Source organism: Chryseobacterium sp. JJR-5R (assembly GCF_034047335.1).
GTDB lineage: Bacteria > Bacteroidota > Bacteroidia > Flavobacteriales > Weeksellaceae > Chryseobacterium.
The window spans coordinates 92,311-115,559 of the sequence record NZ_CP139137.1 but is presented as its reverse complement, the minus strand read 5'-3'; the positions used below and the strand labels follow the sequence as shown (position 1 = coordinate 115,559).

General features: G+C 40.4%; 24 protein-coding genes. 18 read left to right on the top strand and 6 right to left on the bottom strand.

Going from position 1 to position 23,249, the window contains the following annotated elements; all coding sequences use genetic code 11:
• Positions 1-2: 2 nt before the first annotated feature.
• On the bottom strand, positions 3-3,047 hold the full coding sequence (locus tag SD427_RS00565) for a TonB-dependent receptor (RefSeq protein WP_320559395.1): 3,045 nt from the start codon (positions 3,045-3,047) through the stop codon (positions 3-5).
• A gap of 327 nt (positions 3,048-3,374) precedes the next feature.
• Here SD427_RS00565 and SD427_RS00560 point away from each other — a divergent pair, with 327 nt between their 5' ends.
• On the top strand, positions 3,375-4,451 hold the full coding sequence (locus SD427_RS00560; RefSeq protein WP_320559394.1) for a phosphatidylinositol-specific phospholipase C1-like protein: 1,077 nt from the start codon (positions 3,375-3,377) through the stop codon (positions 4,449-4,451).
• A 96-nt stretch (positions 4,452-4,547) separates the two neighbouring features.
• Here the strand turns inward: SD427_RS00560 and SD427_RS00555 are convergent, their stop codons facing one another.
• Together SD427_RS00555 and SD427_RS00550 are read right to left on the bottom strand one after the other, a co-directional pair.
• Complete coding sequence (locus tag SD427_RS00555) at positions 4,548-6,338, bottom strand: metallophosphoesterase (RefSeq protein WP_320559393.1); 1,791 nt, start codon at positions 6,336-6,338, stop codon at positions 4,548-4,550.
• Between the two features lie 81 nt (positions 6,339-6,419).
• Entirely contained in the window at positions 6,420-7,205 is a 786-nt protein-coding gene (locus SD427_RS00550) for a hypothetical protein (RefSeq protein ID WP_320559392.1), read from the bottom strand.
• 396 nt (positions 7,206-7,601) lie between these two features.
• On the opposite strand from SD427_RS00550, the gene SD427_RS00545 reads away from it, so the two are divergent.
• The 13 genes from SD427_RS00545 (at position 7,602) to SD427_RS00485 (ending at position 17,209) form a co-directional block, all read left to right on the top strand.
• Positions 7,602-7,814, top strand: coding sequence for a hypothetical protein (locus tag SD427_RS00545; RefSeq protein ID WP_320559391.1), 213 nt, complete (start codon positions 7,602-7,604; stop codon positions 7,812-7,814).
• A 72-nt stretch (positions 7,815-7,886) separates the two neighbouring features.
• Positions 7,887-9,527, top strand: coding sequence for a hypothetical protein (locus SD427_RS00540; protein WP_320559390.1), 1,641 nt, complete (start codon positions 7,887-7,889; stop codon positions 9,525-9,527).
• Positions 9,528-9,543: 16 nt separating this feature from the next.
• Complete coding sequence (locus tag SD427_RS00535; protein ID WP_320559389.1) at positions 9,544-10,206, top strand: response regulator; 663 nt, start codon at positions 9,544-9,546, stop codon at positions 10,204-10,206.
• A gap of 119 nt (positions 10,207-10,325) precedes the next feature.
• Positions 10,326-10,991 carry a response regulator gene (locus SD427_RS00530; RefSeq protein WP_320559388.1) on the top strand — a complete coding sequence of 222 codons (666 nt, stop codon included), beginning with the start codon at positions 10,326-10,328 and terminating at the stop codon, positions 10,989-10,991.
• 366 nt (positions 10,992-11,357) lie between these two features.
• A complete protein-coding gene (locus SD427_RS00525; protein ID WP_320559387.1) occupies positions 11,358-11,711 on the top strand; it encodes a YegP family protein in 354 nt (117 codons plus the stop codon).
• Complete coding sequence (locus SD427_RS00520; RefSeq protein WP_320559386.1) at positions 11,701-12,771, top strand: type I restriction endonuclease; 1,071 nt, start codon at positions 11,701-11,703, stop codon at positions 12,769-12,771. Before SD427_RS00525 ends, SD427_RS00520 begins: the two co-directional genes overlap by 11 nt.
• 2 nt (positions 12,772-12,773) lie before the next feature.
• Positions 12,774-13,286: an SH3 domain-containing protein gene (locus tag SD427_RS00515; RefSeq protein WP_320559385.1), complete on the top strand. Its 513-nt coding sequence runs from the start codon at positions 12,774-12,776 to the stop codon at positions 13,284-13,286.
• A gap of 1 nt (position 13,287) precedes the next feature.
• A complete protein-coding gene (locus SD427_RS00510; protein WP_320559384.1) occupies positions 13,288-13,914 on the top strand; it encodes a PH domain-containing protein in 627 nt (208 codons plus the stop codon).
• 4 nt (positions 13,915-13,918) lie between these two features.
• Complete coding sequence (locus SD427_RS00505; protein ID WP_320559383.1) at positions 13,919-14,140, top strand: TM2 domain-containing protein; 222 nt, start codon at positions 13,919-13,921, stop codon at positions 14,138-14,140.
• Between the two features lie 2 nt (positions 14,141-14,142).
• Positions 14,143-14,553 carry a DUF6804 family protein gene (locus SD427_RS00500; protein WP_320559382.1) on the top strand — a complete coding sequence of 137 codons (411 nt, stop codon included), beginning with the start codon at positions 14,143-14,145 and terminating at the stop codon, positions 14,551-14,553.
• Positions 14,546-14,953, top strand: coding sequence for a hypothetical protein (locus SD427_RS00495; protein WP_320559381.1), 408 nt, complete (start codon positions 14,546-14,548; stop codon positions 14,951-14,953). The genes SD427_RS00500 and SD427_RS00495 overlap by 8 nt, the downstream gene beginning before the upstream one ends.
• Before the next feature lie 4 nt (positions 14,954-14,957).
• A complete protein-coding gene (locus SD427_RS00490; RefSeq protein WP_320559380.1) occupies positions 14,958-16,298 on the top strand; it encodes a beta-carotene 15,15'-monooxygenase in 1,341 nt (446 codons plus the stop codon).
• Between the two features lie 8 nt (positions 16,299-16,306).
• On the top strand, positions 16,307-17,209 hold the full coding sequence (locus tag SD427_RS00485; protein ID WP_320559379.1) for a hypothetical protein: 903 nt from the start codon (positions 16,307-16,309) through the stop codon (positions 17,207-17,209).
• Positions 17,210-17,277: 68 nt separating this feature from the next.
• Here SD427_RS00485 and SD427_RS00480 read toward each other — a convergent pair whose 3' ends face one another.
• From SD427_RS00480 to SD427_RS00470, 3 genes are all read right to left on the bottom strand, one after another.
• A complete protein-coding gene (locus tag SD427_RS00480; RefSeq protein ID WP_320559378.1) occupies positions 17,278-17,727 on the bottom strand; it encodes a GNAT family N-acetyltransferase in 450 nt (149 codons plus the stop codon).
• Positions 17,720-18,343, bottom strand: coding sequence for a ribosome biogenesis GTP-binding protein YihA/YsxC (gene yihA, locus SD427_RS00475; protein ID WP_320559377.1), 624 nt, complete (start codon positions 18,341-18,343; stop codon positions 17,720-17,722). The genes SD427_RS00480 and yihA overlap by 8 nt, the downstream gene beginning before the upstream one ends.
• Before the next feature lie 69 nt (positions 18,344-18,412).
• Positions 18,413-19,174 carry an alpha/beta hydrolase gene (locus tag SD427_RS00470; protein WP_320559376.1) on the bottom strand — a complete coding sequence of 254 codons (762 nt, stop codon included), beginning with the start codon at positions 19,172-19,174 and terminating at the stop codon, positions 18,413-18,415.
• Positions 19,175-19,446: 272 nt separating this feature from the next.
• Between SD427_RS00470 and mraZ the strand changes: the two genes are divergently transcribed.
• From mraZ to SD427_RS00450, 4 genes are all read left to right on the top strand, one after another.
• Positions 19,447-19,905, top strand: a complete 459-nt coding sequence (gene mraZ, locus SD427_RS00465; RefSeq protein WP_320559375.1) for a division/cell wall cluster transcriptional repressor MraZ — start codon at positions 19,447-19,449, stop codon at positions 19,903-19,905.
• 42 nt (positions 19,906-19,947) lie between these two features.
• Positions 19,948-20,841, top strand: a complete 894-nt coding sequence (gene rsmH / locus SD427_RS00460; RefSeq protein WP_320559374.1) for a 16S rRNA (cytosine(1402)-N(4))-methyltransferase RsmH — start codon at positions 19,948-19,950, stop codon at positions 20,839-20,841.
• A gap of 62 nt (positions 20,842-20,903) precedes the next feature.
• Positions 20,904-21,269 (top strand): FtsL-like putative cell division protein, encoded by a 366-nt coding sequence (locus SD427_RS00455; RefSeq protein WP_320559373.1) that lies wholly within the window; start codon positions 20,904-20,906, stop codon positions 21,267-21,269.
• Positions 21,253-23,244 carry a penicillin-binding transpeptidase domain-containing protein gene (locus SD427_RS00450; protein ID WP_320559372.1) on the top strand — a complete coding sequence of 664 codons (1,992 nt, stop codon included), beginning with the start codon at positions 21,253-21,255 and terminating at the stop codon, positions 23,242-23,244. Before SD427_RS00455 ends, SD427_RS00450 begins: the two co-directional genes overlap by 17 nt.
• Positions 23,245-23,249: the final 5 nt, after the last annotated feature.

The following is a 23,249-nucleotide window of genomic DNA, read 5'->3' as shown; positions in this document are numbered from 1 at the left end:
AATTAAAATTTAACGGTAGCGCCTAAAATAAAGGTTTTTGCAGACGGATAGGTGGTATAATCAATTCCTAAAGACTGGTTCCCTCCGGACGGCTTGCTGGTATCCACCAACGGATCATAGCCGGTATAATTGGTAATGGTGAATACATTCTGTGCACTTACATACAGGTTGATGCTTCTTAAGAATTTCAACTGGTTCATATCGAAAGTATACCCCAATCTTACATTGTTCAGACGGATAAAATCTGATTTTTCAAGGTATAAAGAAGAAAGCTGCGGCTGATTGGTGAAAGCTGCTCCGGAGTCATAAAGGTTTTTAAGGACATTCCGGTCTGAAGCCAGGTTATTGATATTTAAATCCAGCGCGGTATTGTTCACCAGGTAACCGCCCGTCTGCCCGATGAAAGAGAATGCAAAATCAAACTTCCTGTATCTCATGTAAGAATTGATCCCGAAAGTAAAATTCGGAATGGCTCCTTCAAAAATCTTTCTATCCTTCTGGCCGATGGTTCCGTCACCATCCACATCTTCGTAAATATATTTCCCGTTGGCATCAACGCCCAGATAATTATACATGTAAAAAGATCCCGCTTCATGCCCGTTGGCATAAATGTTCGCGGTAACCCCTGAAAACCCGGGCCCTGAAACTTCACCTGAATAAATGGCTGAAACAGGAAGGCCTTTCACCTCGTTGTTGATCGTAGCCCCGTTGATATCAAGATTCCAGGTAAAATTTTCACTTTTTACAATTTCCGAACCTAAAGAAAATTCAAAACCTTTATTGACAATTTTTCCTTCGGCATTTCTGTACATCATAACGGTCGGGCTCAGCGGAGGTGCCGGAATATACAGAATTGCATTTTTTGTCGTCTTATTATAATATTCCAGGGAACCGTATACCTTATTTCCCCATAAACTGAAGTCTGCCCCGATATTGGACTGCTCTACGGTTTCCCATTTCAAATCAGGATAGTCTGTTCTGTAAATCATAATTCCATTGGCCAGATTCAGGTTATCATATAAATAATAGCCGGTGGTCTGCGACAATGCATAACTTGCTTTGGTAATTTTGTTCGGGACTTCCTGGTTGCCGGTCTGTCCCCAGCTTCCTCTCAATTTCAATTCACTGATGATTCGGGAGTCCTGCAGGAAATTTTCGTTTGAAACCGTCCAGCCTACGGCAACGGACGGGAAATACCCGTATTTGTTATTGTCCCCGAAACGTGTGGAACCGTCTGCCCTTAAAGAGGCGGTTAATAAATATTTCTTGTCAAAATTGTAATTCACCCTTCCGAAATAGGACTGAAGCTCGTTTTCCTGGGCATAGCCTGCTCCCGGGATAAATGGCGTCCCCGAATATCCCGGATTGATGTCCGGCGCAATTCCCGCTCCCTGGGCTGCAATATCCCGTACGCCGAAAAACGTTCCCGTAGATTTGAATTTCTGATAAGAGAATCCTCCCAGCAAGCTGAAATTATGCTTATTCAGGTTAAAATCATATGTTAAGTAATGTTCAAGAAGCACATTATAAGAATCCAGGTTAGCCTGTACGTAAGCTCCTTTCGGCGTTCTGTCGGTAAGGTTGGGATACATTGTCGTATTTCTTTCAGACATCGTTTTATCAATCCCCAAATTGAATTTGTAATTTAATCCCGGAAGAATTCTCAAGGTGGCTTCCGTATTCCCTAACACCCTGAACGTATTGGTTTTATCATTGTAAACACTCAGCAGATAGAGCGGATTATAATGGGCATTCATATTGAAATTGGTGAAGTTCCCGTTTTCATCGTATACGGAACGGGTAGGATTTGCCATTAAAGCATGGATGATCAGCTGCCCATCTGATCCTGCATTGGCTCCGTTCGGAACTCCGGTTTCCTTGATGTCACTTGCCGTAAGGTTGACTTTAACTTTCAGCCTTTTATTATCAAAGAAAGATTCTTCTGCATTCAGGCGGGCTGTGGTTCTTTTAAAATTGCTGTTCAGCACAATCCCGTCCTGATCCATGTGGGAGAGCGAGGCAAAATAATTTCCGGTCTCCGTCGCTTTTGAGAATGAAACCGAATGGTTCTGTGAGGCGGCAGTCCTGTAGAGCTCATCCTGCCAGTCCGTGTTTCCGCCGTGGTCATACAGCTTGTTGATCCCGGCCGCCCTGTATTCGTCTGCCGTTAGCAGATCCAGCTTTTTGATCACGGAAGAAAAGCCGAAATAGGTATCATAAGTAAACATCGGCTCCCCTTTCTTTCCTCTTTTGGTAGTTACCAGCACCACTCCGTTGGACCCTCTCGCTCCGTAAATAGCGGCCGCAGAAGCATCTTTCAATACTGTGATGGATTCGATGTCCGAGGTATTCAGAAAGTTTAACGGGTTTTTTGCCTGTGCATTACCGAGGCCTACGTTCGGGCCTGACGCGCTTACGGCATCGTTGCTTAGAGGCACGCCGTCCACCACGAACAAAGGCGTGCTTCCGCTACGGATTGAACCGATTCCCCTGATGGAAACATTAACGCCTGCTCCAGGTTCTCCGCTTGACTGAACGATACGGACACCGGCAATTTTACCCTGCATCAGATTATCCACGGAAATATTCATCCCTTCTTTGAAATTTTCTGCTTTCAGCTGGCTGACTGCCCCGGTAAGGTCTGATTTTTTCTGGGAGCCATACCCCACCAGCGTTACTTCTTCAATGGAAGTTGCCTCTTTTTTTGATTTTAACTGAACGGAAACGGAAGTCCCCGAAATTTTGACCTGCTGTATTTCATACCCGTCATAAGAAACGGATAACGTCTGCCCGATGGCAGCAGAAAGGCTGAAGTTTCCCGAGGCATCGGTAACTGCCGTTGCACCCGTTTCCATCACCGTGACTTTTGCCCCAGCTATGGAGGAACCGTCCTGGTCCGTTATTGTTCCGGTAATGGTTTCACCTGCCTGAAAAGAAACAGCATAAGCCGCCGCAAGTCCCCCGGCGTGAGCCTGATGGCCTGCAAGGAACAATAATGCGACAGGAATTAGTTTTTTAAACTTAAAAAAATTAAATTTGTGGTACATATCATTAAGCTAAGTAATTGCATACGGTTACATTGCTTTTAAAAAGCCGCTGTTGTTCCCGCAACAGTGGTTTTTCGTTTAAGCACGTTAGTTTTTATTCCGGCCACAAAGTAAAGGCATCTGTACGGGAATCATTTTAACCTAATATTATCTTAAAATCAAAAAATATTAATACACTGGAAATCACAGAAGCAAACCCTGTTCATTATCAAAGGCTTACGGCAGGGCATTTTCATGCATTCACAGAATCGTAAAAGAGACTTAACATACTGCATATATGTTATGCGGCCGGTAGTTGCTAATTTCGCCTTTACAAAAATCATCGCAATGAAAAAGGCAGTCCTTGCAGTTTTGTATCTCTCCCCGCTGAATCTTTACTTATCACAGTCCCATTTTCAGGAGGGATTAAAGATCAATGAAATCCAGGTTATCGGTTCGCATAACTCTTACAAAAAGGCCATCCTGCCGGAGGTATACCATTATTTATCCTTAAAGGATTCCATGAATTTCCTGCCGAGGATCCAGTACGAGCATATCCCGGTTCCCCAACAGCTGGACCTGGGACTAAGAAACCTTGAAATTGATGTATACGCGGACAGCAAAGGCGGAAAATATGCCCATCCCAAAATACTGGACCTGGTGAAAACCACTGAACCCTTTGATCCGGACGGGAAAATGGAAAAGCCGGGCTATAAAATGATCCATATTACGGATATTGATTACCAGACCTGGTATTATACCCTGGAAGACTGCCTGAAAGATCTGAAAAAATGGTCTGATGCCCACCCCGGCCACACACCTGTCTTTATTACACTGGAACCCAAAGACGGAAAAGCCAACCGGTTCGGGACGGAGCCGGAACATTACACCGCGAAACTTTTTGATGAACTGGATCATGAACTGATAAAATACTTAGGGAAAGATAAAATCATTACGCCGGACGAGGTCCGCGGACCTTACAAGACCCTGAATGAAGCGGTTCTCCATAAAAACTGGCCAAAAGTGAAAGATGCCGGTGGGAAATTCCTCTTTGTACTGGATAACAACAGCGAAAACAGAGACCTGTATATGAAGGGCCACCCGTCTTTAAGAGGAAGAATGGTTTTTACCAATTCAACACCGGGAACTGATGAGGCGGCCGTCTTACTGATGAATGATCCCGGCCCTGAGATTGCAGACCGGGTAAAACAAGGCTACATTGTCCGGACGAGAGCAGATGCAGATACGATGGAAGCGAGGAAAGAAGATTATTCAAGGTTTGAAAAAGCCAAAAAAAGTGGCGCACAGGTTATTACCACGGATTATTATCAGCCCAGCAGGCTTTTTAAATCAGGTTATCAGATCAGCTTCGATCAGGATGCCAAATCCAAATATGAAAGAACAAATCCGGTAAACGGAAAATAAGAACATTTTTACGATTAGATTTTATAGGAAAAAGCTGTCAGGTTTCTGATGGCTTTTTCCATTTTATCCGATTGGTTTTCCCACAGATTCCAAAAATCACAGCCTCTTTACCTTCTTTTTTCTAAGATCTATCTTGAAATGATCTGCAGGATCCGAATCTGACAGTAAGGAAAGAATTGTAAAGACTGATTTCAGCTGTACCATAAACGGATCCCGGGACGGGTTATCACGGTAAAGCTTTTCCAGAACCTGGTATTGCCGCAGCCTTTCTTCGGGAATATCTTTTTTTGCCAGCTCATCTGCGGCCTGGAATTTATAGAGATCAAGAAGCAAATCGTCAAAATTCCACGTCCTGAAGCCTGCTGTACTGATGCCTTTCTGTTTTAATTGATTTTTGTCCCCAACCAGCAATAACAGGTCTTCACCATTCAATTTCCCGGCTTTTTCAACGAAACTTTTCGGCCAGTCATCCGTGATCATCCTCAAGCGGACCAGTTCTTTCAGATGAAACAGCATAAAATCATGATAGGATTGCGATTTTAAGATCTTTTTGTCCCAAAGGATTTTGCCCGGATCGTTTTTTAAGGCTTCATATTCTTTTTCATACAAAGGAAACAAGGCATCAAAGCCCGGGACGGTATTTAAAACTTCCGTCTGCACTTCCATTTTATCCGGAGCATGAACGGTCAGGATTTTATAAGCCGGAAGGTAGGCTGCCAGTGAAGGAACCTGGATATTCACCAGCATTTTGTCCCCGGTTTTCCGGATTCCGGTATCGTTGATGTGCATGTGCCCTGCAAAATGAACCTGCAAACCGGCATCAGCAAATGCTTTCGCCACCTCATCACCAGGCACTCTTTCCATCTGCCACTTTTTTTCACCCAATAAGCTTTTAATTTCATCCGTCGCGCCGTCATTGTAGTCAATCATCGGGTAATGGGTAAAGGCAATGACAGTTTTCCCGTTCATCTTTGCTTCCTGCATGATTTTTTTTACCCATCTGATCAGATGTTTCTTATGGCTAATCACATTATTGTAACCGATGCCCGCGCCTTTATAATTTAAAGCATGATCCGGACTTTCATGCATATTTTTCGGGATATAGGTATTCCCGTCAATGGCAATCATCCAGATGCCTTTCACAGGTTCCACCACATAGCTCAGGTCCGGAACGGAAAACCCTTCGGAAACTTCATACATCCGTTTGGAATAACCTGCCTGACGCAGGGCGTTTTCATAAGAATAGCTTTTGAAAGAAGCCGGATCAAACGGCGTGCTCCAGAACAGGTTTTCTTTGTCAGGATAAAATCCGAAGCCTTTTAATTCATCTAAAATCTCAAGGTAGCCGGATGCTGCGATGTCTTTGGTAATGATTTTATTTTCCGGGGTTCCGGGGTTTTCCCTGCTGTAAATCCCCAATGGCTTTCCGTCCTGCCCGAGAAAATCATCTTTCCCGGCATCCTGCCGGAACGGGCCCACCGGATCATGGTTGCCGGTGGTAAGGTAAAAGCTGATCCCGTATTTTTCGCGGTACCGATCCAGGATTTTTCTTAATCCCCGAAGGTTATACGCCTGCCCGTCATCCGAAAAATCCCCGGGCATGGCTACAATTTTAATGCCTTTTTCGGCAATATCATCCAGTGCTTTCAGGAAGGCTAAATAGTTCTCATTGAAAATCCGGGTGGAATGCAGCTGCGAATCCATGGTCCGCAGAATGGTCGGTTTCCCGGTCCCGGGATTGACAATTCCTCTGAAACCATGATCCGAAAAACTTCCGTACAGGTCCTGGAAATGCACATCCGAAAGAAAAGCAATCTGTACCGGCTTATGCTGCGCCTGGAATACAGTAAACACGAAGAGTAAAAATGAGAATATTCCTTTATTCATCTTAAAATAAAAATAAGACGAAAGTAAAGGAATATTTCAGGAACGGGTTTAACGGAGTTTTAAATGATTATTAAAAAGTATTTATTCTACATAATTTCCGGCGTATTTTGTAAGCATATGTTCCGTGGCATCTTTCAGGCTTTTTCCTGTATTTGGGTTTATCCCATCCATTGTAAAAAATTCTACTTCATTGTTATATTTTGAATAATAGATATTTCCTAGTGAATTATCAACATTCAATGTATCCGGCTTGGTGATTTTTTTGAAATACTTAAGTTTAACAGTATCTACAGGCAAGAGTTGATGCTTGGGATTTTTGTCATTACAAGAGGTTAATTTATACTCATCACCATCCCAATACATACACTTATTTCCATTATCACTTACATTTCCATTTCCTCCATAAGATAACCCTGTAAAGAGGACTAAAGCAAGCATCCCTATCCCCATCCCGTTTTTCGCCATTTGAGGAACATTGAAAACAGGCGTATTGGTTATATTGATGATGATTTTAGATAATTTTTCGGATAAAGATTCTTCATCATGATCAATTTTCAATTGGATCTTCGTATCACCTTTATCTTTTTCAAAACTATAATTTTCACAAAAATTTTCAAAGTTTTTATATCCTACATACCAACTTAATTGGTCTAATGTAATTTCATCGATATCATAATCTTTATTGTCTTTCAAAAGTCTTTTATGATACCTCACAAAAGTTCTCACATCTTTAGATGTACCAAAATGTGCTTCTAATTCCAAACTTAAAAAAGTCATAACAGAAACATCACTGGTCTTGGTTCTGTTGAGTTCTTTTTTGGCTTTTTCATATGCTGTTTTCATCAGCAATTTTCGCTTTTCAAACATAGAATTTATTTAAGGGGTTTATACGCTGTCCAAATTAGACAAAACCCGGACAAATAAATTGCGGATTTCCGTAAAAACCAATGATTTACTGACCTTCCCCTGTCCTACGTCTGTCTAGGAAAAAGGCTTGTTTCTGTTAGATATTTGTAAAAGAAATCAGGGACGAAAAAACAACAACGAAACCTGATTTCAAAAATCACCAGATAAAACGGAAGAAAATATCCGGGTTGGGAAGCAGATTTTTCTCTTCCGTTTTTGAAGGTTCCTACTTCCCAAAAAATTTAAGAAGCGCTTCAAATTTTTTCAACGTGTTCCACTGTCTGCGATCGGTTTCGCAGGGAAGAACACGAATGCTTTAACATTAAATTTTTTGACAAAATGATACAATTTTTTTTAATGCTATTCAGTTTAGCATTCGGAAACCATAACGCAAACACATCATGTAACAACGACAATAACGGAACAGTAATAAACCAATTGCCGAATCCGGGAACGGGAACAGATCCGGTAACGGGAACTGACCCGGGAGACGGAACTGGTGGACCAGGTAGCGGGGGCAGTACCGGAGGTAATACAGGACAAAATCCTCCTCCATTTACACAACCATAATTAATTATGTATGAGCAGATTGTTTAAATCTGCTCTTTTTCTTTACTTTGTGGAATGAAAACTTATAAAACTATGAAAACTTATTTTTTATTTACTCTTTTAATTTTATGCTTTTCTTGCAAAAAAGAGACAACAATTACTCAAAATAAAAATATTGCTGATGATTATTATAAGAAAGCAAAGAGAATTAGTAATGACTCTTCTTTTTACTATTTTAATCTAGCAAAGAATTCCTATTTAGATATTAAAGATTCTTCTGGAGTTGGTAGGTCATTAGTAAATATGGCTATTATTCAGCAATATAAGGGTGACTATTATGGCAGCATCGAGACATCTGTTGAAGGCAATAAATTTCTTAAAAATATCAATGACAGTATAATAAAATTATCATTAGGTTCCAGTTATAATAATATGGGCATTTCCTCATCTTACCTTTATGATTTTGATAACGCCATTAAATTTTATAAAGAAGCATTAAAGTACGCAAATAAGCCCGATGATATAGCACTATATCATAACAATCTGGGTGATGCATTAATGTCTTTACAAGATTATAAGGGAGCAGATTATAATTTTAATTTAGCACTTAACACAAATATTAAAGAAGATTATGTAAGAGCATTAAATAATTTAGCAAAAGTTAAATATTATGAGAATAAAAATTACAACCCTCTTCCTGAGTTTTTTAAAGCTTTAAAAATCAGGCAAGAACAAAATGATCTTTTAGCTCAAAACTCAAGCTATGCCACTTTGGCTGATTATTTCTTTGATAAGGACAAATCAAAAGCTCTTGATTATTCAAAGAAAATGTTAGAAATATCAATTAAAAATGATAGCAAAGAAGATAAGTTACAGGCATTACAGAAAATAATTAATTTAGATAAAGAGAACTACTTAATTTATTTTAAAGAATTCCAAACTTTGAATGATAGTGTACAAATTGCAAGAAGCAAAGCTAAAAATCAATTTGCGGTAATCAGATACGATGTAGAACAAAAAAATGCCCTAAACCAAAAATTAAAAGCAGATAACGAGATTGAAAGGATAAGAAAAAATAGTGGAATAGGAGTTTTGTCATTATTTTTAATCGGTGGTTTCTTTTGGTACAGAAAAAGAAAGAAAAGGCTTCAGCAGGAAAAAGAGCTCGAAGTCAAAAACACCCAGCTTAAGATGTCCAAGAAAGTACATGATGTGGTGGCCAACGGTATTTATCAGGTCATGACCAAAATTGAAAACCAGGAACATTTTGACCGGGATAAAGCATTGGATGAACTGGAATTTGTCTACGAAAAATCCAGGGATATCTCTTATGACAAAACCGGTGATGAACAGGAATTCAGTAAAAGAATTTCTGAACTTATTGCTTCTTTCAATAACACTGCAGTAAAAACCTATACGGCAGGCAACACCGCTTTACTCTGGGAAACCATTTCACTGCCTGTACAAGAAGAAGTATACCAGATTATCCGCGAACTGATGGTTAATATGAGGAAGCACAGCAACGCAACCAATGTCGCTTTTCGGTTTGAAAAAATAAATAACTCTGTTGATATTCAGTATAAAGACAATGGGATCGGCATTTCCGGGGACCTGATCTACAACAACGGATTACGGAATACGGTTTCCCGTATTGAAGCGATTAACGGAACCATTACTTTTGACACAAAAATTGAAAAAGGGCTCAAAGTCAACCTTTCGGTTCCTGCTTCTTAAATATTGTGACCATACCATGTTCAAAAAAATTTTAATCGCCGAAGACCAAGAGGTCATGAACTTAGGAATTATAAATGCGCTGACCGAACTGAATATCATACATTTTGACTTTGTAAATTATTGCGATGATGCCCTGGAAAAAATTAAAGCAGCCATTTTGGAAAAGACTCCGTATGACCTGTTAGTTACCGACCTGTCTTTCCAGAAAGATCATATCCCTCAGAATATAGGTTCCGGACAGGATCTGATCCGGAAAGCGAAAGAAGTACAGCCCGATTTAAAAATTGTGGTATTTTCTGTAGAAAAAAGAGCTAAAGTGATCGACGATCTTTATAAAACACATCATATCAACGGTTTTGTAAGCAAAGCCAGAAATGACGGAAAGGATCTTAAACACACCATCAGGAAAGTTTTTATTGGTGAAATTGTAATTTCACAGGAAATCCTGAATGCGATACGCAATACGCCTGTAGAGTTCGATTCTTATGACATCAAACTGCTTGAACTGCTGGCTAAGGGCTACAGGCAAAATGAAATCGGGGCATGGCTTAAAGAGCATGGCATGAAGCCCCACAGCATCCGTTCCATTGAAAAGCGCCTGAATGAACTCCGCGAAAGCGTGGGTGCCAAAAATAATATTGAAATGGTGGTAATCTGCAAGGATATCGGCATTATATAGTTCATCCCTGCAGAAGAATTCATTTTTTCGCTGTTTTACGTGAAACCGTAAGGATTCAGAAATAAAGGGATATACTTTTGAAGCATCGAAAAATCCTAACTTTAATTAACAATATAACCATGTTCAAAAAAATTTTAATAGCCGAAGATCACGAAAGCATTAATATCTCCGTACAGAAAACCCTTGAAGACCTGAATATCCCCATCGTGGATTTTGTCTACTATTGCGATGATGCCATCGGAAAAATCCAGAAAGCCCTTCGGGAGCAGCAGCCCTATGATCTGATGATCACCGATCTGTACTATGAGGAGGACCATCATGCCCAAAACCTCAAAGACGGGAAAGACCTCATCCGAAAGGCCAAAGAGTTACAGCCCGGCCTGAAGGTCATTGTGTTTTCAGCTGAACGCAAAACCGGAGTCATTGAAAATCTGTTTTCAGATTATCACATCAACGGATATGTGCAAAAAGCAAGAAATGATTCCAAAGACCTGAAAAAATCCATCGCTTCGGTGTACATCGGCGAAAATTATCTTTCTTTTGACCTTAAGCAGGAGATGAAAAAGTTCAATAATTATGAATTTTCCACTTATGATATTACGCTGGTGTCACTGCTCTCGAAAGGAATCCTGCAAAAAAATATTCCTGTCCATCTTGAAGAACGGAGTATCCGGCCTTCCAGCCTGAGCAGCGTGGAAAAAAGGTTAAACAGCCTGAAAGAAGACCTTGAAGTCAACAGCAATGAACAGCTGGTGGCATTCTGCAAGGATATCGGGATCATCTGAAAATTTTCATTTCTTTTATATTTCAGCCTTTCAATTTTTTTGAAAGGTTTTTTTTGTTTTTTGCCCGTTTTACGGAAACCCGTAAAAATTTTTCATTGAGGGGTGATACTTTTGAAGCGTTAAATAAAAACAAATATTATGAAACAGTATTACATCAATAACAACCAGCAATCTAACGGAGATTATGAGGTTCACGAAAGTTCATGCAGTTATTTACCCTCAATCGAAAACAGAACGTACCTGGGTTACTTTGGATCTTGCCAGGAAGCGATAACTGAAGCAAAAAGACTATATCCAAGTCGAAAATATAACATTAATGGTTGTTATTATTGTTCAAATGCTTGCCATACCAAATAAATAATCATCATGGGAAAATTTATCATTACTCAGAGAAGCAATCATGAGTACCAGTTCAGTCTTAAAGCCGGGAACGGTGAAATTATTTTAACCAGCGAAGGCTATATTCAGAAAGCCTCCTGCCGGAAAGGAATAGATTCCGTAAAAAACAATGCGCAGGACGATTCTCGGTACGACAGAAGAACAGCCGTCAACGGAAAGGAATATTTTGTCCTGAAAGCCCGGAACGGGGAAATTATCGGGAAAAGCCAGCTCTACAGTTCAAAAACAGCGATGGAAAACGGGATCCATTCGGTACAGGCCCATGCCCCTTCAGCAGAAATTATGGATCAAACCCTTAAAAACAGCCATTATGGATCTTAAAATAAAACTCGAGCAGCTTCACCAGCGGGTTGCCGGCCTGAAAGAACAGATCGGAACCGAAGAAGCGACCAAAAACGCATTCGTTATGCCTTTTATCCAGATTTTAGGATATGACATTTTTAATCCTACGGAAGTGGTTCCTGAGCACGTCTGTGATATCGGGACCAAAAAGGGAGAGAAAGTGGATTACGTGATCCGCCATAATGACGTGCCGATCTTTATTATTGAATGCAAGCACTGGAAAGAAAGCGCCGACGCCCATAACTCCCAGCTCCACCGCTATTACCATGTTTCCAAAACGCGGTTCGGTGTTCTTACCAACGGAATTGTTTATAATTTCTACACCGATCTGGAGAAACCCAATATTATGGATGAAAAGCCTTTCTTCACCATCAATATTGAAGATCTGAAAGACAGCTCGATCAAAATCCTGGAAAAATTTACCAAGAAAGACTATAACCTTGAAGAAATCCTGGATTCTGCGGAAGCCCTGAAATACATCAGGGCGATTCGGAAAGAGTTTGAAAAGGAAATTGAACATCCTTCAGACGAAATGGTAAAGCTCCTGGTCAGCCGCTTCTTTGAAAAACCGATTACGGCCAACCGGATGGTTCCCTTTAAAGAATACACCAGGAAAGCACTGGCTACTTCCATTAACGAATCCATCAGCTTCAGGCTGAAGTCTGCGCTGAGCATCAATGAGCAGATGGAAAAGCAGGATGATGCGGTAAAGACCTCTCAGCCGGTAGACGAAAACAATGATTCAAAAATCGTTACCACAGAAGAAGAGCTGGAAGGCTTCCAGATTGTAAAGGCCATTTTAAGGGAGAAAATTCCTTCTGCAAGAATTGCCTACCGGGATACCCTTTCCTATTTTGGGATTCTGCTGGATGACAACAACAGGAAACCGCTCTGCAGGCTCCACTTCAATACCACAAACAAATACCTGGAAACTTTTCATAATGGGAAAGAGACCGGAGAGAAAATGCTGTTAACAAGCCTTGACGAAATTTATCAGTACCGGAACCAGATCCACCAAACCCTGGAAAATTATAATTAACCATGAAAAAACTAATTCCATTCATCATAATCACCTTAAGCATGCTCTTTTTACACTCATGCTTTAAAGCCAATGACAATATTGGGCACGACGGAAGGTGTACCGGCTCTGCCAACTGTTCTGCCTGCACAACCTGCTCCCGCTGCGGGCATTGTGGTGCCGGCGGAACCTGCAGTGCATGCATTGTAAAATCCCCAGGGAAGAGCAAACCTCAAAAGCACAAAAAATCTGAATCTTATGCCTCCTCAGGAAAAAAATCTAAAAAGCCGCCTAAGATTGTTATTGATGAGGTCAATATCAATATCGGGTCTAACAGCAGGAACATCGCCAGCATTCCAAAAATCATTATTTACGAAAGACAGTCTAAAGAGTCTAACATAATAGAAAGAGTTACGAAAAATGAAAAATTAATCTGGCTTGAAAAACAACCTCACTGGTATAAAGTGAAAGTACAGAAATCCGGCAAAATAGGATATGTATATCATAACGATACAAAATCAACTAAAAACAAATAACATGAACTTAAAGAAATTTTTAAATGAAGAGCAAGATCCTCAAGCCGTCGAAAAACTTTTGGGAAGAATCAACAGCCTGCTCACCTCTCAGGAATCTGTAGAATATATTGCCGTTCAGAAAAAACCGGTTCTCAACCTGTCCCCGGACTGCATTGCCCTTACCAACAGAAGGATTATATTCTGCAGGCCCAGAAATTTCGGCCTATCGATGGATTTCCAAGATTACAGCTGGGTGGATGTGGCAGACTGTCATATCAAAGAAGGGATTATCGGTTCTGTTTTCATGATGAGGACAACCAGAAACCTCAACAATATGATGGATTATCTTCCGAAAGCACAGGCCAGAAAGCTTTATCAATTTGCACAGGAAATTGAAGAAAGAATGAGAGGCGTAAGAAGAGAGAAGGATCTGGAAACCAGAAGGGCATCTGCAGGAGGAGGCATTACGGTAAATAATGCTACCCCGATTATTACTTCGCCCCATCAGTTTCAGCAGGTAAAACCATTGATGATAGAAAATGAAGATCCTTTTGCCCTGCTGCAAAAGCTGAAAGGTTTAGCGGAAAACGGAATTATTTCTCAAGAAGAATTTGAAGAGAAAAAGAACGAAATTTTATCCAGAGTATAACCTTATGAAATCGAAAACTACCGCCGCACTGCTTGCTCTTTTTCTGGGAGGATTGGGCATCCACAGATTTTATCTGGGACAGACCATAACCGGAATACTGTATCTGGCTTTTTGCTGGACCTTTATTCCTTCTTTCATAGCCCTCATCGATTTTTTTGTTTTCATCTTTATGTCGGAACATCGATTTAATTTTAAATACAATTTTCAGAAAGGATTTAAACATTAATTATGAAACCATTTTTCACTTTCTGTGCACTCTGCTGTTTCATCAGTATCTTCAGGCTTCCCATAGAATATTATAATTTTTTAAGGATTCTTGTTTCCATCGGCGCTTTACTCGCCATCTACCTTTTTTTAAGCTCGGGGAATAAGTATTTCAGCATCGTATTTCTTATCATCCTTATTCTCTTCAATCCTGTTTTTCCTATTTATCTGTACCGGAAAAGCATATGGATTCCAATTGATACCCTAACGGGAATCCTGTTTCTGCTCATCGCTTTTGTGGAAAGGCAGGTACTGCAAAAGGAAGAAGACATTACCGAAGAAACGCCAATATATACAAAACAGCTGAGCGCACCTTCACGAGACCGGATCATTAACCCTAAACAACCCAAAGAACAACCAGCCAACCATGGATAATACGCAAATAACCGAAAACCTCAAAGCTCATTTTTTAAGGCTTTACCAGATGGCCATCTGTGATGATGACTTCAATGCCCTGGAACTGAAAATGCTCTATACATGCGCTGAAGAAAGGGGGATTTCCTCAAAAAACCTGGATGAGATCCTTCTGCATCCGATTAATATCAAATCATTCCTTCCACAGACCATCGAAGAAAAGGTAGACTACCTGTATGATCTTACCGTAATGATCTGGGCAGACGGAGCAGTTTCCCCGAACGAATATGCTGCCATGGAAAAATACGTGATCATGTTCGGGTTTCTGGAAGAAAATGCACAGGCAATTGTTGATTACCTGATTGAAGCCGTACAGACCGGCAAAAATAAGAATGACATTTTATCTGAATTAAAAAACTAAAGCTATGGATACCACCAGTATAAAAAATTTATTTAAATTAAAATCCTCTCCGGCAGAACCTGTACAGGAAGAGCTTCCTGAAACTGAAATAAACCCGGATGAGGAGTCTTCAGAAGAAAGCAGGAAACGGACTTATCATGAATCCGGTTACAGAGACAGTTCAAGGACCAGCGGGAACCATTCAACTTTATCCATCTGCCTGGATGCAGTATACTCCAGGTTCCAGAATGAAGAAAAGGAAATGGTGGAAAAACAGCAGAAGCTGAAAGAATCCTATGTCAATGAACAGAAAAACCGGGAAACCGAAATCAAAGCATTTACCGTTTCCGTGGAAACCAAAGAAGAGCAGGTAAAAAATAAAAATAAAGAAATTGAAATCCATCAGCAGGATGCTGAAGCTTTAAAAGCGGAAATCCTGGACCTGCCGAGAAACCCTGAAAAGTACAACGTAAAAGCGACGAGAGGTGCCTCTGCAAAATTCTGGATCGGAGCAATTATTCTTACATTTATTACTTTATATCTATTAACATTCTATATTTCGACTTCATATTCTGCCTTTTTTAAAGTTTTTGATTCAAAAATTACTTTAATACAAAATGTCTTAGATGCAAAAGCTTGGGAAAAAGCTTGGGATGATGGCCTTATTGAAGGTGCTTTCGTTACTCTGATTCCATTTGTATTTCTTGGTCTCGGATACTTAATACATATGTTCTGGGAAAATAAAACCAGAATTAATTACATTAAAATTGGGGTATTATTAGCAATTACCTTTGTATTTGATATCATTTTGGCGTATCAAATTGAATTTAGACTATATAATTTCGAAAAAGTTTTTGACTCTCCGCCATTTGATCTCAAAATTGCTTTTTCTCATGTTCAGTTCTGGGCAATAATTTTTGCCGGATTCATCGTATACATTATCTGGGGGCTCGTATTTGATTTTGTGATGAAAGAGCACCGGGAAAAAGACCGGATTAAAAACGAACAGGAGATCAGGCAGAAAAAAGTGGAGTTCCTGACAGAAAAGGCCAATGCCCTGAAAAAGGAAATTGAAGACATTAATGCCAATATCGGAAGCATCAAAGAATCAGTAATCAAAACCCGGGGCAGGATTGAGGAACTGCAGAATATCATTGACGGAGTAATTATTCCCACGAAAGATTATAAAATGTACGCTTCGGAATATGTTCAGGGCTGGATTACATTCATCGGTGAAAGAATAGCCGTTTCAAGAACTGAAAAACAGATCATGATCGATAGCTGTATTGACACCTACAATACCAATCTGGATACCGTGGGAGCTAATGACAACAACCAGAATTTAGTGTATTTATCATCTTTATAATCAGAATTATGAAAAAAATATTTTACCTGTTTTTTATGATTGGCCTAGTATCCTGTTGTGATAAAAAAGTGAACGAAACAGATCCTAAAAAAGAGGATTCAGTTATTGTTGATTCAAACAACATCAATGTCAGTATCCTGATTGACCTGTCGGACAGAATCGACCCGGATAAGAATCCGAATCCTGCCATGCCCTATTTCCAGAGAGACATGGAATATATCAAAGCGATCCAGAAAGGATTTATTGATCATCTCAAATCAAAAAAGATCATTACCTATGACGACCAGATGCAGGTATTTTTCAACCCGGAGCCTTCTGACCCGAAAATCAACCAGTTTACGAAAGACCTGAAAGTTTCCTTTGATAAAAACACCTCCAAGGATTATTTTGCATCGGTTGAAAAAAAATATGCTGAAATTCCTTCATACATTTATCAGTCAGCCATTAAAGATAAAAATTACATTGGTTCGGATATCTGGGAATTTTTTAAGAATAAGGTTAAGGATTACTGCATTAAAAATGACCGAAGGAATATCCTTTTTATCCTGACCGATGGCTATATGTATCATACAGATTCCAAATTTGAGGAAAAGAATGATAATTCCTACAAAACTTCTTATCTCACCGGCAAACTGATCAAAGCCAATAACCTTACGACTTCTAATTTTAAAACAGACATTGAAAAAAATGGTTATGGCTTCGTAAAAGCTAATGACCACCTGAATAATCTTGAAGTCATTGTGCTCGGCATCCATCCGGAAAAAGGAAACCCTTTTGAAGAAGCCGTGATCAAAGAATACTGGGGAAACTGGTTCAGGGAAATGAAGATTAAAAACTACCAGATAAAATCTGCCGACCTGCCTTCTAATATCGAACCTATTATTCTAAAGGCTATTTCAAATAAGAACTAAAAACCATTCTATATATTTAACCATTAAAAAGCGAAGAAATGATAAGTCATTCTTCGCTTTTATTTTCTTTATTTCCTGAGCATTTCCGTGTGCGGAATGCCGTCTTCCAGGTATTTCCTGCCTGTATCTTCAAACCCGAAACCACTGTAGAACTTCAGCAGGTAATCCTGTGCGGAAATCCTGATTTCAGAAGTATGGAAACGGTTCTCAACTGTTTCCACCGCATATTTGATCAGCTGTTTTCCCAGGCTTTTGCCCCTTGCTTTTTCCGTGGTCAATACCCTTCCGATAGAAGCTTCATCGTATTTGATCCCTTTATTGAAAATCCGGCAGCCGGCCAGGACTTCCCCGTCTTCCTCTGCCCAGAGATGGATTGCTTTCTGGTCATAACCGTCAAGATCAGGATACGGGCAGTTCTGCTCCACTACAAAAACATCGATTCTGGCTTTCAGGACAGCATATAATTCAGGAACGGTAAATTCATCAAAAGACTTGATTTTCCACACAATATCACTCATCAAAAGTCACGTGGTTTAATGTTAAAAATTCATTGGTCTTTTTGATAAATTTCAGGATTTCGTCGACGCCTTCCTTTTTTTCGGCAGACGTTACATACAGCTCAGGAAGGTCTTCCCAGGTTTTATGCAGTTCTTTTTTATAGTCTTCCACATTGGAAATTACTACATTAGGCTTCAGTTTATCCGCTTTGGTGAACACAATGGAAAACGGCACGCCGCTTTCGCCGCACCACTGGATGAATTCCAGGTCTATCAGCTGGGGCTTATGCCTGGAGTCAACCAGAACAAAAAGGTTCACCAGGTTTCTGCGGTTGAGGATGTAATTGGTAATCAGCTTCTCAAAATCTTTCCTGATGGATTTGGAAACTTTGGCATACCCGTATCCCGGCAAATCGGTAAGGTACCAGTTTTCATTCACTAAAAAATGATTGATGAGCTGCGTTTTTCCCGGAGTCCCTGAAGTTTTAGCCAGGTCTTTGTGGTTCATCATGGCATTGATCAATGAGGATTTCCCGACATTTGACCTCCCGATAAAAGCATATTCGGGAAGGTTGGGTTCCGGGCAGTCCTGCCATTTTCCGCTGCTCTTGACAAACGTTGCTGTTTTAATAACCATTTCTTGAAGTATTTTTAGAAAAACAAACCATTAAGAAGCTCTTAATGGTTGTCTATATTATTATTTGATTTAAATTTTGTCTTTTATCCAGCCATACAGAATCTCGTTGAATTCATCAGGCTTTTCCATCATCGCCGCATGTCCGCATTTATCAATCCAGAACAGGTCTGAATTCGGGATAAATTTATGCATGTCTTCAGCCACTTCAGGCGGCGTTACGTTATCCTGCCTTCCCCATATAAGACATGTAGGCGTCAGAATTTTAGGTAAATCATGCAGCATATTGTGTTTGATGGCACTTCTTGCCAGCATTACGGTTTTAATGCCTTTCATCCTGTCATTCACTACCCCGAACACTTCGTCAACCAGGTCTTCGGTAGCAACAGCAGGATCATAGAAAACATCCTCTGTTTTTTTTCTGATATAGGAACGGTCGTTTTTTCTGGGAAAACTGTCACCGAATGTTCTCTCATACAGGCCTGAACTTCCCGTAAGCACAAGGTTCTTAACAAGGTCCGGTCTTGCCAGAGCCAGGATAAGCCCTACATGGCCGCCCATGGAATTCCCTACAATACTTACAGGCCCTTCAATGTGGCTTTCTATAAACTTGATGATATATTTTGCTATCGTAGTAAGATTGGTATTGAGTACCGGCAAATCGTAGATCGGCAACTGGGGAACATATACCTTAAATCCCCGGTTAGAAAAAAAATCAACCATCTTATCGAAATTACTTAAACCACCCATTAAACCGTGCAGCAGCACCAATGGATGTCCTTCTCCCGCCTCAACAAAGGTATACTTCTTTTCTTTTTTCGTACTAAATATCATATAATGCCTTAATAAAGCCTTGCAAAAATACAAATTAAACCTCAAAAATATTTTGATAAGCCTAATTTAAAATAAAAATAACATACCAAACTCTTTTTTCTCTGCTTTTTTAATTAATTCTTTGCTATGGACCGAATAACAGTCTGTACAACAGACAGCCGATCAATTTATTAAACCAGTGAAACTTAGCTTATCATAAAACTTATTAACATTAAGGTAAAATGTGGGAAAAAGTGGGAGCTTTTGGAAATTATTATATAAATTTGTCCCAAATGAAGAATTTCATTGGAACATATGAGTGCAAGATTGACGATAAAGGCCGGCTGAAAGTCCCTTCCTCTCTGATTAAACAGATGGAAGATCTGGAAGATAAGGCATTTGTAGTTAAAAGATCCGTGTTCCAACCCTGCCTTGAAGTATATCCTATGCATGCATGGGATAAAGTGATGGGCAAAATTAACAAGTTGAACAGATTTATTAAAAAAAATGCTGATTTCATCAGAATGTTTACGGCAGGCGTGAAAACGGCAGAACTGGACAGCGCAGGAAGACTGCAGATTTCAAAGGATCTGACGCATTTTGCAAATCTTCAGAAAGATATTGTAATTACCAGTGCAGGAGAATTATTTGAAATCTGGGACAAGGAAGCGTATGAAAAGGTGATCTCTACCAATGAAGAAGATTTTGCCGGCCTTGCAGAAGAGGTAATGGGTGCATTTGATGAAGAATAAAAACGCTGAATATTAATAAAGTAAGAAAAAACACAACCTAACATGTATCATAACCCCGTTTTGCTGAGACAAAGTGTTGATGATTTGGTGACGAATCCGGACGGAATATACGTGGACTGTACTTTTGGCGGTGGCGGACACTCCAGGGAAATACTGAGCAGGCTGTCCGATAAAGGAAAGCTTTTCAGCTTTGACCAGGACCTGGATGCACTTGAAAATAAAATTGACGACTCCCGGTTTACACTTATTAACCAGAACTTCAGGTTTCTGGAGAATTCCCTGCTGATGTACGGCATTTCGCAGACAGACGGTATCCTGGCAGACCTGGGTGTTTCATCCCATCAGTTTGACCAGGCAGAACGAGGCTTTTCAACAAGAAGCAACGCGCCGCTGGATATGCGGATGAATGTAATGCAGATCCTTGATGCCAAAAGGGTAATCAATGATTATGAAGAGGACCAGCTTGCGGATATCTTTTATTATTACGGTGAACTGAGGGAAGCAAGAAAACTGGCAAGGGACATTGTGTACCACAGGAAGATCAAAAAAATAAATACTACGGAAGATCTGAAAAAACTGTTCAGCTATCTTCCGCCCCATAAGGTCAATAAATTTTATGCCCAGCTGTTTCAGGCAATAAGGATCGAAGTCAACCAGGAACTTGAGGCCTTAAAAGAAATGCTGGTTCAGTCCTATAACAGTCTGAAGCCGGAAGGAAGGCTGGTGGTTATTTCTTACCATTCGCTCGAAGACAGGCTGGTGAAAAGATTCCTGAAAAACGGAATGTTCGAAGGCGAGCCGGAAAGGGATATTTACGGAAACTATAAAAAAGCATTTGAACTGGTAAAGAGCAAAGCAATTATTCCTGATGACAAGGAAATTGAAGAAAACTCAAGGGCCAGAAGTGCAAAAATGAGAACAGGAATAAAATTATAATGAGTAACAGTAAATGATAAACAACTGAATATATCATTCATCAATTATCAACCATAAATAAATTGGCAAAAAGAACAACATACCGCCCTCAGAAAAAATTAACTTTTATAGATATTGTAAAAGGGAATTTCCTGAACCGTGATGAGGTAAAAATACACTACAAGTATTTTTTGCTGTTGTTTGTGCTGATGATGGCCATCATCTACAGCAACCACCTGGTGAATAAAAAAATAAAAATCGTTAACGCGTTAAAGGAAGAAACAGAAGAATACAAATCAAGAAACGCTTATGCACAAAGTAAGCTGATCAAAGTAAAAATGGAATCTCAGCTGGGAAAAGAAGTAGCCAGGGACTCTTTGATGACCCTGGAAAACCATCCTCATAAACTCCTAATCAAACTGGACAGTACAGATGCAAAAACCGAATGAATACGACAGCAAGCGTAAAAAAACGTTAAAATGGGGCTACCTCTTTACGGGGGTGGCTTTGTGCATGTTTGTCATGTTCCTGGCGAGGATCGTAATCCTTCAGAACACCAATGTACAGGAGATCAAAGACGATTACATCAATAAAAATTACCGTGAGGCAACTCTAAAAGCAGCCCGCGGAAACCTGTTTGCTTCAGACGGCTCTATTCTCGCAACAACCGTTATGCGGTACGACATCTACCTTGATTTCAAAACCATGAAGGATACGGTTTACACCAATAATATCGGTGCATTAACCGATTCTCTGAGCAGGATGTTCGGAAAGCCGCGGCCTGAATTCAGAAAGAAATTTGATGAGCAGAGAAAAAAGAAAAACCAGTATTATATGCTGGTAAAAGGCCTTGATTTCGACCAGTATGACAGAATCAGAAAATTCCCGATTTTTAAGAGAGGGAAAAACAAAGGCGGCTTCATCGTAGACAGAAACTATAAGCGCGAGCTTGCCACTTCAGAAATCGGAGCCGGAACCATCGGGATGGACAACGGCGAATACAGTTCCGGGCTTGAAGGCGCTTTCTCAAAATACCTGAGAGGAACAGACGGGAAAAGACTGGAACAAAGGATCAATTCGTCCCAATGGAAACCGATTGATTACTGGAAAGTAAAAGAACCGGTAGACGGCGAGGATGTCTATACCACATTAGACCTCAGGATCCAGGATATTGCCCATTCAGCGCTGGAAAAACAGCTGATCAATTTCGAGGCTAAGCACGGGACCGTAATCGTTATGGAAGTAGAAACCGGAAAAGTGCGCGCCCTGGTAAACCTGAGACGGGATGAAGACGGAAATTTCGTTGATTCCTACAATTATGCTTTAAAAGATAATATTGAGCCGGGTTCCACATTTAAAACCATTTCGCTTCTGGCAGCCATGGATGACGGCTTTATTGACGAAAATACCACGGTGGACGTAGGAAACGGAGTCTGGGTCTATGCCAAGCAAAGAATCTCAGACGGGCACGGCCATGGCATCTATGACATCAGTGATGTACTGGCGAAATCCAGCAATGTGGGAACTGCAAAACTGATTACAAAATATTACGCAGAGAAACCGCAGATTTTCCTGGACCACCTGAAAAGATGGAAACTGTTCGACAAGATGGATATCGAGCTCCCGGGCATCACCAAACCGAAAATCATAACACCGGAACATAAAAGATGGAATGCCGCAACCCTGGCCTCCATTGCTTACGGATATTCATCAAACATTAATTTGTTGCAGTTAACCTCATTCTACAACGGGGTTGCCAACGGCGGTAAAATGCTGAAGCCTTTATTTATTGATAAGATCATGAAGGACGGAAAACTGATGTACACCGCAAAGCCGGAAGTGATGGTGAATAAAATGGCATCGGAAAAAGCCATTAAAATGATGACCAGCGCACTGACAAAAGCCGTGGAAAAGGGAACCGGAAAGAGCATCTTCACTCCGAACCTCAAAATGGCAGGAAAAACAGGGACTGCAAGGTTTGAATACTGGCTGCCCGGCCCTATGAAATACCGCGCTTCATTTGCCGGCTTCTACCCTGTTGACAAGCCGAAATATACCTGTTATGTGATGATCAGTGAGCCGAATACCGCAAAAGGATTTTACGGGGGAACTGTCTCTGCACCGGTATTTAAAGAAATTGCAGGAAAGACATTCCTGAAAACACCGCAGAATATAGAAAAAGAAATGCTGGTCGACAGAAAGGTAAACCTGAACAAAATGGTTGAGCCGAATGTAAGAGTAGCCGTTAACAATAAGCAGATGCCCGGTGTAGTGGGATTAATAGGTAAAAACGTTATTCCGCAGCTGGAAAATTTGGGGTACCGCGTGGATTTCAAAGGGGTCGGAAGGATCACGGAACAGTTTCCTCTTGAAGGCACCATAATCAGTAAAAACCAAAGGATTTATTTATCCCTGCAGAATTAAAATAC

Coding starts and splice junctions, on each gene's coding strand:
- SD427_RS00490 (WP_320559380.1), top strand. CDS start 14,958: ATGGATACCACCAGTATAAAAAATTTATTTAAATTAAAATCCTCTCCG.
- SD427_RS00450 (WP_320559372.1), top strand. CDS start 21,253: ATGCAAAAACCGAATGAATACGACAGCAAGCGTAAAAAAACGTTAAAA.
- SD427_RS00495 (WP_320559381.1), top strand. CDS start 14,546: ATGGATAATACGCAAATAACCGAAAACCTCAAAGCTCATTTTTTAAGG.
- SD427_RS00470 (WP_320559376.1), bottom strand. CDS start 19,174: ATGATATTTAGTACGAAAAAAGAAAAGAAGTATACCTTTGTTGAGGCG.
- SD427_RS00505 (WP_320559383.1), top strand. CDS start 13,919: ATGAAATCGAAAACTACCGCCGCACTGCTTGCTCTTTTTCTGGGAGGA.
- SD427_RS00550 (WP_320559392.1), bottom strand. CDS start 7,205: ATGTTTGAAAAGCGAAAATTGCTGATGAAAACAGCATATGAAAAAGCC.
- SD427_RS00500 (WP_320559382.1), top strand. CDS start 14,143: ATGAAACCATTTTTCACTTTCTGTGCACTCTGCTGTTTCATCAGTATC.
- SD427_RS00510 (WP_320559384.1), top strand. CDS start 13,288: ATGAACTTAAAGAAATTTTTAAATGAAGAGCAAGATCCTCAAGCCGTC.
- SD427_RS00530 (WP_320559388.1), top strand. CDS start 10,326: ATGTTCAAAAAAATTTTAATAGCCGAAGATCACGAAAGCATTAATATC.
- SD427_RS00515 (WP_320559385.1), top strand. CDS start 12,774: ATGAAAAAACTAATTCCATTCATCATAATCACCTTAAGCATGCTCTTT.
- SD427_RS00555 (WP_320559393.1), bottom strand. CDS start 6,338: ATGAATAAAGGAATATTCTCATTTTTACTCTTCGTGTTTACTGTATTC.
- SD427_RS00485 (WP_320559379.1), top strand. CDS start 16,307: ATGAAAAAAATATTTTACCTGTTTTTTATGATTGGCCTAGTATCCTGT.
- rsmH (WP_320559374.1), top strand. CDS start 19,948: ATGTATCATAACCCCGTTTTGCTGAGACAAAGTGTTGATGATTTGGTG.
- yihA (WP_320559377.1), bottom strand. CDS start 18,343: ATGGTTATTAAAACAGCAACGTTTGTCAAGAGCAGCGGAAAATGGCAG.
- SD427_RS00565 (WP_320559395.1), bottom strand. CDS start 3,047: ATGTACCACAAATTTAATTTTTTTAAGTTTAAAAAACTAATTCCTGTC.
- SD427_RS00520 (WP_320559386.1), top strand. CDS start 11,701: ATGGATCTTAAAATAAAACTCGAGCAGCTTCACCAGCGGGTTGCCGGC.
- SD427_RS00525 (WP_320559387.1), top strand. CDS start 11,358: ATGGGAAAATTTATCATTACTCAGAGAAGCAATCATGAGTACCAGTTC.
- SD427_RS00540 (WP_320559390.1), top strand. CDS start 7,887: ATGAAAACTTATTTTTTATTTACTCTTTTAATTTTATGCTTTTCTTGC.
- SD427_RS00535 (WP_320559389.1), top strand. CDS start 9,544: ATGTTCAAAAAAATTTTAATCGCCGAAGACCAAGAGGTCATGAACTTA.
- SD427_RS00545 (WP_320559391.1), top strand. CDS start 7,602: ATGCTATTCAGTTTAGCATTCGGAAACCATAACGCAAACACATCATGT.
- SD427_RS00480 (WP_320559378.1), bottom strand. CDS start 17,727: ATGAGTGATATTGTGTGGAAAATCAAGTCTTTTGATGAATTTACCGTT.
- mraZ (WP_320559375.1), top strand. CDS start 19,447: ATGAAGAATTTCATTGGAACATATGAGTGCAAGATTGACGATAAAGGC.
- SD427_RS00560 (WP_320559394.1), top strand. CDS start 3,375: ATGAAAAAGGCAGTCCTTGCAGTTTTGTATCTCTCCCCGCTGAATCTT.